At 75.4% G+C, this 12,185-nt stretch carries 9 protein-coding genes; 3 read left to right on the forward strand and 6 right to left on the reverse strand.

The features are described from left to right. Window positions 1-56 precede the first annotated feature (56 nt). Complete coding sequence (locus IE94_RS0109740) at window positions 57-3,725, forward strand: S8 family serine peptidase (RefSeq protein WP_030181150.1); 3,669 nt, start codon at window positions 57-59, stop codon at window positions 3,723-3,725. A gap of 85 nt (window positions 3,726-3,810) precedes the next feature. Here the strand turns inward: IE94_RS0109740 and IE94_RS39855 are convergent, their stop codons facing one another. From IE94_RS39855 to IE94_RS0109760, 4 genes are all read right to left on the reverse strand, one after another. Continuing rightward, the gene (locus IE94_RS39855) at window positions 3,811-3,948 is read right to left on the reverse strand and encodes a hypothetical protein (protein WP_157849331.1); all 138 of its coding nucleotides are present in this window, start codon (window positions 3,946-3,948) and stop codon (window positions 3,811-3,813) included. Window positions 3,949-4,001: 53 nt separating this feature from the next. Then, entirely contained in the window at window positions 4,002-5,378 is a 1,377-nt protein-coding gene (locus IE94_RS0109750; RefSeq protein ID WP_030181152.1) for a carboxyl transferase domain-containing protein, read from the reverse strand. Continuing rightward, on the reverse strand, window positions 5,371-6,861 hold the full coding sequence (locus IE94_RS0109755; RefSeq protein WP_030181155.1) for an acyl-CoA synthetase: 1,491 nt from the start codon (window positions 6,859-6,861) through the stop codon (window positions 5,371-5,373). The genes IE94_RS0109750 and IE94_RS0109755 overlap by 8 nt, the downstream gene beginning before the upstream one ends. A gap of 290 nt (window positions 6,862-7,151) precedes the next feature. Continuing rightward, window positions 7,152-7,754: a hypothetical protein gene (locus IE94_RS0109760; RefSeq protein ID WP_030181157.1), complete on the reverse strand. Its 603-nt coding sequence runs from the start codon at window positions 7,752-7,754 to the stop codon at window positions 7,152-7,154. A 156-nt stretch (window positions 7,755-7,910) separates the two neighbouring features. Between IE94_RS0109760 and IE94_RS0109765 the strand changes: the two genes are divergently transcribed. Further along, window positions 7,911-8,684: an IclR family transcriptional regulator gene (locus tag IE94_RS0109765; RefSeq protein ID WP_030181161.1), complete on the forward strand. Its 774-nt coding sequence runs from the start codon at window positions 7,911-7,913 to the stop codon at window positions 8,682-8,684. After that, a complete protein-coding gene (locus IE94_RS0109770; RefSeq protein WP_030181164.1) occupies window positions 8,681-9,541 on the forward strand; it encodes an SMP-30/gluconolactonase/LRE family protein in 861 nt (286 codons plus the stop codon). The genes IE94_RS0109765 and IE94_RS0109770 overlap by 4 nt, the downstream gene beginning before the upstream one ends. 22 nt (window positions 9,542-9,563) lie before the next feature. Here IE94_RS0109770 and IE94_RS0109775 read toward each other — a convergent pair whose 3' ends face one another. Both IE94_RS0109775 and IE94_RS0109780 read right to left on the reverse strand, forming a co-directional pair. Further along, window positions 9,564-10,970: an FAD-dependent monooxygenase gene (locus IE94_RS0109775; protein ID WP_106977792.1), complete on the reverse strand. Its 1,407-nt coding sequence runs from the start codon at window positions 10,968-10,970 to the stop codon at window positions 9,564-9,566. After that, window positions 10,960-12,171 (reverse strand): MAB_1171c family putative transporter, encoded by a 1,212-nt coding sequence (locus IE94_RS0109780; protein WP_030181168.1) that lies wholly within the window; start codon window positions 12,169-12,171, stop codon window positions 10,960-10,962. The genes IE94_RS0109775 and IE94_RS0109780 overlap by 11 nt, the downstream gene beginning before the upstream one ends. Between the last annotated feature and the right edge of the window lie 14 nt (window positions 12,172-12,185).

The raw sequence follows: 12,185 nt of genomic DNA on the forward strand, positions 1-12,185 counted from the left end.
GAGACTGCTCACAGCACTCGTCACAGCACTCTACGACGACACGAAGAGAGACGTGGATGAGCACAGGACCAGTCAGACGCGGGGCGGCCCTCCTGTCGGCGGGACTCGTGATCGCGCTGCTGCCGGCCGCAACGGCGGCGGCACAGGATCCGCCCCCCGACCCGGCGCACCCCCCGGCGGCCGCCGCCCGCGCGGCCGCCCCGCCGGCCGGCACCGCCCGCGCCGTCACCCTCGTCACCGGCGACCGGGTGAGCGTCACCGACCTCGGCGGCGGCCGCCGGACGGTCACGGTCGAGCGGCCCGAGGGCGCCACCGGGGCCGTGCGCACCAGCAGTTCGGGCGGCCGGACCACCGTCGTACCGGACGAGGCCCTGCCGTACCTGCGCGACGGCAGCCTCGACCGGCGGCTCTTCGACGTCGACGCGCTGCTGGAGCAGGGCCTCGCCGACGGCGAGAGCGGCGCGCTGCCGCTGATCGTGACCTACGCCGAGGGCGCGCGGGCCGCCACCCCGCGGGGCGTCGAACGGACGCGGTCGCTGCCCAGCGTGCGCGGAGCCGCCGTCGAGGCCGGCAAGGGCGGGGAATTCTGGCGGGAATTCACCCGTGGCGGCTCCGGTGTCGACGGCGTGTGGCTGGACGGGCGGGTCACCGCGGCCATGGCCGAGTCCAACGCGCAGATCGGCACGCCCGAGGCCTGGGAGGCCGGGCTGACCGGCAAGGGCGTCACCGTGGCCGTGCTGGACAGCGGCGTGGACGCCGGGCACCCCGACCTCGCGGGGCGGATCGCGCAGAGCCGGAGCTTCATCCCGGGCGAGGAGGTCGCCGACCGGCTCGGCCACGGCACGCACGTCACCTCCACCGTGGGCGGCAGCGGCGCGGCCTCGGACGGCAAGGAGAAGGGCGTCGCGCCCGGCGCCACGCTCGCGGTCGGCAAGGTCCTCGACGACGGGGGCTCCGGCAGCGAGTCGGAGATCATCGCGGGCATGGAGTGGGCGGCCCGGGACGTGGACGCCGACATCGTCTCCATGAGCCTCGGCTCCACCGAACCCAGCGACGGCACCGACCCGATGGCCGAGGCCGTCAACACCCTGTCCCGCGAGACCGGTGCCCTCTTCGTGATCGCGGCCGGGAACACCGGCGCCCCGTCCTCCATAGGCTCGCCCGGCGCGGCCGACGCCGCCCTCACTGTGGGCGCCGTCGACTCCGCCGACCAGGCCGCCTGGTTCACCAGCGCCGGGCCCCGGTACGGGGACAACGCGCTCAAGCCCGACCTGTCCGCCCCGGGCGTCGGCATCCTCGCCGCCCGCTCCCGGCTCGCCGAGGGCAGCGGCGACTACACCGGCATGGACGGTACGTCGATGGCGACGCCGCACGTCGCCGGGGTGGCCGCGCTGCTCGCCGAGGAGCACCCCGACTGGAGCGGCGCGCGGCTCAAGGACGCGCTGATGTCCACGTCGAGGGAACTGGACGCCCCCGTGCACCAGTCGGGCGCGGGCCGGGTCAGCGTGCCCGACGCCGTCCACGCCCAGGTCACCGCGACCGGCAGCGCCGACCTGGGCTTCTACTCCTGGCCGTACGCGTCCAACCAGCCCGTCACCAGGACGCTCACGTACACCAACGACACCGACGCGGCCGTCGCGTTGACGCTGTCCGTGCGGGGCGCCCCGGAAGGCGTCGCCACCCTCGCCGACACCTCGCTGACCGTGCCCGCGCACGGCACCGCCGCCACCACCGTCACCGGTGACGGGTCCAGGGCGCCGGTCGGCACCACCGGCGGGCAGATCGTCGCGGCCGACGCGGGCGGGAGGACCCTCGCGCACACCGCGTTCGGCCTGGTCAAGGAGGACGAGCGGTACACGCTCACCGTGCACGTCAAGGACCGCGCCGGCGCCGCGACCCCGGCCGACCTGACGGTGCAGCGGCTCACCGCGGGCGTCGACCCCTTCCCCGCGCACGTCGGCGGTTCCGGCACCCTGGAGCTGCGGCTGCCGCGCGGGCCGTACAGCCTGTCGTCCTTCCTGGACGTCCGCGGCAGCCACGGCGACGACTCCCTCGGCCTCGGCTTCCTCGCCGCACCCGAGGTCGTCGTCGACCGGGACCGCGCGATCACCCTGGACGGCCGCGAGCTGCGCGAGATCCGCGCCGAGGTCGACCAGCGCACCGAGACCCGGCAGCTCCTCATGGAGTACGACCGCAGCGCGAACGGCTCCGACCTGTTCGGCGCAGTCCAGGTGCCGCTGACGTACGACAGCGTCTTCGCCGCGCCCACCGAGGAGGTCACCGAGGGCGACTTCGAGTACCGCACCGTGTGGCGGCTCGGCAAGCCGCTGCTGGAGGTGAAGGGGGTCGGCGAGGCCGTCGTCCAGCCCGGCGGCACCCTGATCGAGGGCCGCACCCGGCTGCCGCTGGTCGACGTCGGGGACGTCGGGGCCGGGACCCTGCCGGCCGGCGTACGCGGCAAGGCGGTCCTCGCCCGACTCACCGGGGGGACCGAACCGGCCGCGCTCGCCCGGGCCGCGCAGGACGCGGGCGTCAGGGCGCTGTTCGTCACCGACGACGCCGCCGGGCGGCTGATGGCCTGGTGGGGCACCGAGGACAACGCCGACCGTCCGCTCCAGATCGCCACGGTCTCCGCGGCCGACGCCGCCCGGCTGCGCGAGGCCGGACGCGTCGACATGACCGGCACCCGCGACACGCCCTACGTGTACGACCTGTCCGAGGGGCACCCGGGCGCCGTGCCCGACCGGGACCTCACCTACCGGCCGGGGCACCGCGAACTCGCCGTGCTCGACACCAGGTACCACGCCGCCGAAGCGGCGGGCGGCGGCGAGTTCCGGTACTCCATCACCGACACCTTCCCGGTCGGCCTCGGCTCCCGCGAGCGGATCGCCCGCCCCGCCGAGCGCACCGAGTACGTCTCCACCGGGCCCGGCCAGCTGTGGCACGAGAGTGTGACGAGCGCCGGTGAGGCGCTGGAGGAGCGCGGCGGACTGGTCGCGTACCGGGGCGGCTCGCGCGCGGAGCTGAACTGGTTCAAGCCGGTGTGGCACCCCTACCTCGGCACCGGGCTCGGCTGGGGACAGCAGCGGGCCGGGAACCGGCTCCAGTTCAACGCGCCCGGCTGGGGCGACTCGGGACCCGACCACACCGGCTTCGGCGACGTGTGGAGCGAGGACAGCGGCATGTCGCAGACCACGTCGGTGTACCTGGACGGCGAACAGGTCGACCAGGGGCCGAGTTCCGCCGCGTACGTGTGGGACGCTCCGGCCGACGAGCACACCTACCGGCTCGTCACCGACACCGCGCTCGACGCGGCCCGCTGGCCGGTGGCGACGAAGGGCCACGCGGAGTGGACCTTCCGGTCGTCGGCCACGCCGGACGACCGGTGGACCTTCCTGCCGCTGATCAACCTCTCCTTCGACGTGGACACCGACCTCGCGGGGAAGGTGCGCGCCGGCAAGAAGCTGCGCGTCGGGCTCGGCGCCGCGTACGTGGCGGGCGCCCCGGACACCGGGACGATCGGCGGCGGGAAGCTGGAGGTGTCGTACGACGACGGGAAGACCTGGCGGCAGGTCGGGCTGCGCGGCGGTGACGGGGCGGCGTCCTGGCACGGGACGCTGAGCGTGCCGCGCGACGCGGAGCACGTCTCGCTGCGGGCCTTCGCGCGCGACGACCTGGGCGGCTCGGTCACCCAGGAGATCGTGCGGGCGGTGGCCGTGCGGTAGACCCGCGAGCGGCACCGTGCGCCGACACGCGGACGGCGCCGCCTCCCTGGGACGGGGAGGCGGCGCCGCCTGGTTTCTCGGACCGTCAGACCAGCCAGCCGACGAGGTGGATGAGGCCGGCGAGGATGTCGGTGAGAACGTTCATGATCGTGCAGCTCCTTGCGCTGTTCATGTGCGGGGCCCGCCGGGCACCGCTGGGACCTACTCGGGACAGGTGCGCCAACTACGGTCTGCAGCCCGTTGCTTGCACACCGTAAGTATCGTTGGTCCCTTCGGTCACATACGCTCTCCAGAGCGACGATCACCTGTTCCAGGGAACAACTGCTCGCTTGTTCGGATCACGCCAAGCTGGGCCACGTCCTGCGGACGCAGCCGCAGTTGACCGGCCGTCTCCTCCACCTCCTCCGGCGGGCGCTTCAGGATCGCCGCCGCGTGCTCCGGCGCGATGACCGAGAAGTAGCTGTCCGGGGTCGCCCAGGTGCTGCCCGGCGCGGCCAGGGCCAGCGCCCCGCCCGAGCCGCCCTCGCCGATCACCAGGGTGGTGACCGGCGTGCGCACCGAGGCCACGGCGCCGAACAGGTCCGCGATCGCCGGACCGACCCCCTCCCGCTCCGCCTGCGCGTCGTTGGCCGCGCCCGGCGTGTCCACCAGGGTCAGCACCGGGATGCCGAGCCGGTCCGCGAGGTGGAGCAGCCGCGTCGCCGTGCGGTACCCGGCGGGCCGGGTCGCCGTGCCCGTCTGGGCGGCGTACGCCACCGTCCGCCCCGCGTGCGTGCCGAAGCCGCACAGCATGCCCTCCGGGTCCCGGCCGCCGCAGCGGTCGCCGGACAGGGCGACGCGGTCGGTGTAGTAGGCGTCCAGGTACGCCCCCGCGCGCGGGCGTTCGGCGGCGCGGGCCCTGCGCACCGCCTCCCAGCCGTCGGCCGGCAGGTCCCGCGCGCCCAGCGGCCGGGGCACCGGCGCCGGTTCGCCCGACGGGGCCGTCAGCAGCCGCAGCCACCGCCCCAGCGTCGCGCGCAGCTCCCCGGCCGGTACGACGGCGTCCACGCTGCCCGCCGCCAGTTGCGCCCCGGCCGTGTACGCCGCCGGATCGGCGTCCGGCGGCCTCACCCGCGAGCCCGCGAAACCGACCTGGGTGCCGGGCAGCGCGAGGACCACGTCGGCGCCCGCGCCCAGCGTCGCCCAGCCGCCCCCGGTCGCCGGGTCCCGCACCACCGCGATCTGCGCCAGCCCGGCCGCCCGGGTGAGCGCCGACTGCCGGGCCACCCGTTGCAGCTGGGTCAGCGCGAGCATCCCCTCCTGCATCCGGCTGCCGCCGGTGGCGACCAACGGCACCAGCGGCAGCCGGTGTTCACGGGCGTACGCGTACGCCGCCTCCAGCCGGTCACCGGTGCGGTGCCCCAGTGAGCCGCCGAGGAAGCCGAACTCGAAGGAGACCAGCACGGCCGGGGTGCCCTCGACGCGACCGGTGCCGCAGACGACGGACTCCGCCTCGCCGGTGCGCTCGGCGGCGCGGGAGCGCGCGGCGTCGTAGCCCGGCCAGCCGAGGGGGCCGTCGGGCCGCCACGGGCCGTCCGCGTGGGGGAGTTCGGCGAAGGTGGAGTCGTCGGTCACCAGGGCGAGGAAATCCCGCGCGGTCGGGCGCTCAGCCATGGTCCAGCGCCCGCTTCATGATCTTCCCCATGTCGTTGCGGGGCAGCGCCTCCAGGTGGCGGACGACCCGGGGCCGCTTGTGCGGGGCGAGCCGCCCGGCGACGTGGTCGGCCAGCGTGTCGAGGGCGGGCGGCGCGGCGGGGTCGGCCGGGACGATCCAGGCCACGATCCGCTCCCCGAGGTCCGGGTCGGGCTCCCCGGTGACGGCGGCCTCCCGTACCGCCGGGTGTTCGAGCAGCGCGTTCTCGATCTCCCCGGCCCCGATCTTGTACCCGCCGCTCTTGATCAGGTCGGTGGCCTTGCGGCCGACGATGCGGACATGGCCGTCGGGGTCGCGCACCGCCATGTCGCCGGTGCGGAAGAAGCCGTCCCCGGTGAAGGCGGCGGCGGTGGCGTCGGGGCGGTTCAGGTACTCGGTGAACAGGTTCGGGCCGCGCACCTGGATCTCGCCGACGCTCTCCCCGTCGAGCGCCGCGATCGGTGTGCCGTCCTCCTCCACGAGCCGCAGCTCCACACCGGGCAGCGGCACGCCCACCGTCCCGGCGCGCGGCTCGCCGTCGGCGCGCACGCCGGGCCGGGGGCCCGGGGGTGTCCACCGGGACGAGCACAGCATCAGCGTCTCCGTCATGCCGTACCGCTCGATCACCCGGCGCCCGGTGGCGGCGGCGATCCGCTCGTGGTCGTGCACCGGCAGCGCGGCCGACCCCGACACCAGCAGCCGCGCCCCGGACAGCGCCTTCACCAGCTCCGGGTCGGCGGGGAGCGTCTCGGCGATGCGGTGGTACATCGTGGGCACGCCGAACAGCATGGTCGCGCCGTCGTTCAGCTCCCGCGCCGCACCCTCGGTGGAGAACCTGCCCAGGTGCCGCACGGACCCGCCCCGGCGCAGCGGGCCGAGGATGCCGAGGACCAGCCCGTGCACGTGGAACAGCGGCAGCCCCTGCACCAGCACGTCGTCGCCGGTCCACCGCCAGGCGTCGGCGAGCGCGTCCAGGGTCGCCGCCAGCGCCCGCCGGGGCAGGACCGCGCCCTTGGGCGGACCGGTGGTGCCGGAGGTGTAGACGACGAGCGCGGGATCGCCCTCGCCGGCACGGTCCTCGGGCACGGCCCCGCGGGCCCGCACGTCCACGTCGACGCGCTCCAGGGTGCCGAGAGCGGACGGGAGCTGCGCGCCCGGGGACGCCAGGACGAGGGAGGGCGCGCTGTCGGAGAGGATGTGCGCCAGCTCCTTGTCGCCGGACTTCGGGTTGAGCGGTACGGCGGCGACCCCGGCCAGCAGCGCCGCGACCACGGCGACGGCGGTCTCCATCGCCGGGGTGGCCCAGACCGCGACCCGGTCGGCGCCGCCGATCCGCCCGGCCGTGGCGCCCGCCGCTGCGGCGAGTTCCGCGTACGTCAGGGAGCGCTCGCCGAACCGCAGGGCGGGCCGGTCGGCCGGTGCGCCGGTCGGGGCCGGGCAGAGGGCCGGGAAGAGAGAGGACACGCGTCGTACTCCTTAGCTGCTGCCCGGGAACTGTCGCCCGAGTCCGTCGTTCAAGGCTGCCGGACCGCGCCGGATCCGCGAGGTGGGCCTACCCGCATCCGGGCGGGCGATCTCGCCCCGGCGCGGCGGCTGTCGACGCGGTGGCCGCCCGGCAGCCCCGGCAGGCCGCCACCGCGATGCGCCGCCACGTCCGTACGGTGGCCGCCGTCACGTCCGTACGGTGGTCGAGGTCCGGCCGCTGGACCGGGACCCAGAGGGGCGAACGCCGACCCGGTGGTGCGGGGCCCGCGTCACCCTCCGACGGCCGTGCGCTGCAACAGCCCCCAGGTGAACTCCGCGACCACCTCGTGCCGTACGCCGTCCCGGTCCGGGGCGGTGAAGGCCAGCCCCCACCTGGTCGGGGCCGAACCCTGGAGCGGCCGGGCGGGGGCGAAGGCGCGGGCCGCCTCGTCGACCGTGCAGGACCAGGGCGTGAGGTCGTCCAGCGTGCGCAGTTCGGGCCCCCGCGCGCCGGGGGCGCGGACCAGCCACTCGTTCCAGACCACGCCCCTGTCGGCGACCAGCACCTCGAAGCGCAGGTCCGGCCACAGGGGCAGCGCCCACTGCCGGGCCTCGCACTCCAGGTCGCCGATCCGGCGGGGCGCCACCGACTCCGGCTCGCCGAGGACCGAGCGGTACCGGGCGGCGGCCGAGCGGGACCGCGGGGAGTGGAGCATCGCCTGCCAGCGCCTGTTGGCCTCGCGCATCTGCGCGACCGAGGCGCCCAGCTCGCGGCGGGCGTCCTCGACCGGGCCGGGGTTGTGGTCGGCCATGCGGCGCAGCAGGACCAGCTGGAAGTCGCGCGGGGTGAAGGGTCCTGCGGGCTGCTTTCCGGTCGGCATGGCAGCCATCATCGCGGATGACGCGGATGACGCGGATGACGCGGACCGGGGCGGGGGACCACGGGCCGACGCCCGCCCATTGCCCAGGCAAACGCGATATGAGTAGCCTGTGTTCGCTATTCCGATCGCCTGTTGAAATCTCGAACACACCTAGGGAGGGGGCTGGACATGGGACGCCTCGTGCCGGCCGTGACCCGGGCTCTCGACATACTGGAGCTCTTCCTCGACGGGGACGGCACGCTCTCCGCCCCCGACATCGTGCGCAGGCTCCAGCTGCCGCGCACCACCGTGCACGAGCTGGTCACCACGCTCGCCGCCCGGAAGTACATCGTCCCGGTCCCCGGGCAGTCCGGACGGTACCGGCTCGGCGTGCGCCCGTACCAGCTCGGCGCCCGCTACGCCGAGCACCTCGACCTCGCCGCGGAGGGCCAGCAGGTCGCCCGGACCGTCGCCGAGACCTGCGACGAGACGGTGCACGTGGCGATCCTGGAGGACACGGACGTCATCTACATCGCCAAGGTCGACTCCACGCACGCGGTGCGCATGGTCTCCGCGGCCGGGCGCCGGCTGCCCGCGCACTGCACGTCCGTCGGCAAGATGCTGCTGGCCTCCCTGCCCGAGCCGGAGGTCGCCGCGCGCTTCCCGGACGGCGCCGAGCTGAGCGCGATGACCCCGAACAGCATCACCGACCCGGCCGCCCTGCGCGAGGCGCTGGCCGCGATCCGCGAGCGCGGCACCGCCGTGGAGAGCCGGGAGTCCAACCCGGACGTCTCCTGCGTGGCCGCCCCGGTCCGCGACCGCACCGGCCGCGTCGTCGCCGCGCTGTCGATCTCGGTGCCTATGATCCGCTGGAGCGAGGAGCGCCGCGCCGAACTCGAACAACTGGCGGTCAAGGGCGCCGCCGACCTCTCCGAGCGGCTCGGCCACAGGAGCGCGGCATGACGACGAACAGCACGGCCTTCGAGGTGGCCGTCCACGCGGAGGCGTCCCTCGGCGAGGGACCCACCTGGGACCCGGCGACGGGCCGCCTGCTGTGGCTCGACATCCTGAACTCCCGCGTCCACACCTACGACCCGGCCACCGGCCGGCGCACACTGCGCCGCACCGACCAGCACGTGGGCGCCGTCAAGCCCCGCGCGGGCGGCGGCCTGGTCCTCAATCTGCGGGACGGGATCGGCCTGCTCGACCCCGACGACACCTTCCGCTGGCTGCACCGGGAGCCCGTCCCCGGCCGCCGCGGCAACGACGCCGCCGTCGCCCCCGACGGCAGCCTGTGGGCGGGCACCATGCGCTACGACGAGGCGCGCGGCGGGGGCACGCTGACCCGGTTCACCGGCGACGGCACCGCCGAGACCGTCCTCGACGACGTGACGGTGAGCAACGGCACCGGCTGGAGCCCCGACGGCCGCCTGATGTACTACAACGACACCCCCACCCGCCGCGTCGACGTCTTCGACGTCGACGGGGACGGACGGGTGGCGAACCGCCGCCCCCTGGCCGGGATCGAGGACGGTGCGGGCTTCCCCGACGGCCTGTGCGTCGACGCCGACGGCTGTGTCTGGGTCGCCCTGTGGGACGGCGGCGCGGTACGCCGCTACACCCCGTCCGGCGACCTGGACCGGGTGATCACCCTCCCCGTCCCGCGCGTCACGGCCTGCGCCTTCGGCGGCCCGGACCTGACCGACCTGTACCTCACCACGGCCCGTGTCGGCCTGCCGGCCCCGCACCCGCTGGCGGGTGCGCTGCTGGTGGTGCCCGGGGCGGGGCAGGGGGTGGCGCAACCCGCGTTCGCGGGCTGAACGGCGCCGACGGGGCCGCCGTTCACGCGCCCGTGCGGTCGAGCCCGGTGAGAGTCTCGCGTTCGGCGGGTGTGAGGGGTGGTCCGGCCGGCAGGGGGAGCGGTGGGCCGGCGAGGGCGGCGAGGATGGCCGAGGGGTGGAACAGGCGGGTCGGCGCCGTGCGCATGCTGGTGACGTCCCAGAGCGCGGAGGCCGCCGCGAGGTTGCCGGTCGCCGCCCTCGTCAGGCGCCGCGTGTACGCGGTCGCCGCCCGGTCGGCGATCCCCGGCCGTCCGCCGCCCCGCGTGCCGGGGTAGAGGACGTCCTGCCCGACGGCCATGGCCCAGGCCGCGTCCACCGGGCGTGCCGCGCCCCGCAGCACCCGCCGGGCCAGGCCGGGCGTGTCGAGGCGGCCGGCCCGCTCCAGCTCGCGGCACAGGACCCGGGCGCCGAACGCGGCCACCGACATGCCCTGCCCGTAGGCCGGGTTGAAGGTGCCGAGCGCGTCGCCGAGGACCACCAGCCCTTCCGGCCAGTGCGGCGCCTTGTCCAGGTAGTGCCGCACATTGCTGGTGGACCGGCTCAGGTGCACGTCGGTGAGCGGTTCGGCGCCGGAGACGAGCCGGCCGACGATCGGGTCGGGCAGGTCGAGCGTGTACCGCAGGAAGCCCTCGGGATCGGCCGGCGGTTCACCGCCGCGCGTGCCGCCGCAGCTGACCAGCCAGCGGTCCCCCTCGATGGGCATGACCATGGCACTCCGGCCCGGCCGGGACACGTACGGGTCGGCCTGCACGATGGTCAGCGGGAACCGCTCCGCCCCGGCGGGTACCCGGTACACGCGCGAGGCGTTGACCAGTCCCGAGTCCACGGTCCGCGTCCGGACGCCGGACACCCCGAGCCCCGCCAGCCAGGTGACGACCCGGGTACCGCGTCCGCTCGCGTCGACGACCAGGTCGGCCTCCAGGTCCGCCTCCCCGTCGGGCCCCGAGACCCGCACGCCCCGCACCCGCCCCGCGGACCCGGTCAGCCCGACCGCGACCGCCCGGCGCACCTCGACCGGCGTGTGTTCGAGCACCGCGGCCCGTACCGTCCAGTCCACCAGCGCCCGGGTGCAGGTAAGCATGACGGGCCCCTCGCTCCGCCACCGGCGCAGCCAGCCCTCGGGGGTGCGGGCCAGCATGCCCGAACTGAGGGATATCTCGTGGGCCCCGGCGGCGACCAGCCGCTTGCGCAGGGCGAGGCCGGGCACGATCTCCTCCATCGCGGCCAGCCCGCCGGTCATGAGCAGGTGCGCGTGCCGCCCCTGGGGCAGCCCGCGGCGCGGACGGGGACCGTCGGGCAGCTCGTCGCGGTCCAGCACGACGACCTCCTCCACCCCCGCGTCGGCCAGTACGGCGGCGGCCAGCATTCCGGCCAGTCCGGCACCGACGACGACAGCTCTACGCGACATGGGGCTCCTCGGGTTCGGTCAGCGTTCCGGTCAGGGACGACGGGTCGGGGCCGCCGGGCGCGGTGGCCGGGCCGGGCGGGCGGCGCAGCGCCTGGGACAGCTCCACCAGCCCGCTCGGACCGGGCACCTCGGTGGCGTGGAGCCGGTACGACCCGCTCGCGTCGGGCGGGTCCTCGTGGGCGGCGGCCCGGCGCGCCGCGTCCGCGAGCATCACCGCCTCCGACGCCAGCCGGGCCTCGTGGGCGGAGCGGCCCGCGCACAGGGCGGCGTCCCGCGCCCGTTCCCGCACCCGGTGGTCGAAGTACGGCGCCAGGGTGAGCAGGGCGTCGTGGATGGAGACCTCACGCCACTGGAGCCGGGCCCGGGGGAGCCGCCACCACACGGACGGCTGCCTGGGCGCCGTGGACACCGACTTCACCAGCGACCACAGCGGGCCCAGCCGCCGGTAGTCGTCCAGCCCCCGCCAGTGGGCGAGCACGGACGGCAGCAGCCGGGGCAGGGCGAAGCCCACCGAACACACCAGAGCCGCCAGCGAGGCCATGGGCGGGGCCACCGTGGTGGACAGGAAGTCCAGGTCGTGACCCGCCCACCGCGCCGCCACCGCCGTGTACTTGGTGAGCTGGAACCCCACCAGGTCCAGCAGCGCCCCGAGCAGGATGAGCCGCAGCCCCACCCGCAGCAGACCGCCCACCTCACGGCTCCACTTGACGCAGACGGCGCACATCACCAGCATCGCCGCGCTGTGCCCGAGCAGGTACAGGAGGATCATCTCCCGCATGAACGGGGTGCCCGCGTAGTACGTGTCGAGGTCGGTCAGCCGCTCGGTGTCCGCATCGGCGAGCACGAACAGCACGACGATGGCGAGGACCAGCAGACCGTAGGCGGCCATGCTGCGGACCACCGCGCGTCGCACCACCGGCCGGGGGCCGCCCCGCCAGTTGATCAGCAGCACCAGCACCGCGCAGCTGTACGCGGAGAGCATGCCGTAGGTGAGCGGGGCCCCGAAGTTGGGGACCCCGGTGAGTTCGTTGACCGTGCCGAGGGTGGCCGGGGCGGCGCACACGAAGACCAGGGCGCCCAGGACGATCGCCACGCAGGTGGACAGGGTCAGCGGATTGCTCACGGCGGTGCGCGGACGGCGGAACAGCAGGACGGAGGTCATGCCGAACACCAGTGCCGCCAGGTAGACGACGAGACTCACGACCGACCACTCCT

The organism is Streptomyces violaceorubidus (assembly GCF_000717995.1).
Lineage (GTDB): Bacteria > Actinomycetota > Actinomycetes > Streptomycetales > Streptomycetaceae > Streptomyces > Streptomyces violaceorubidus.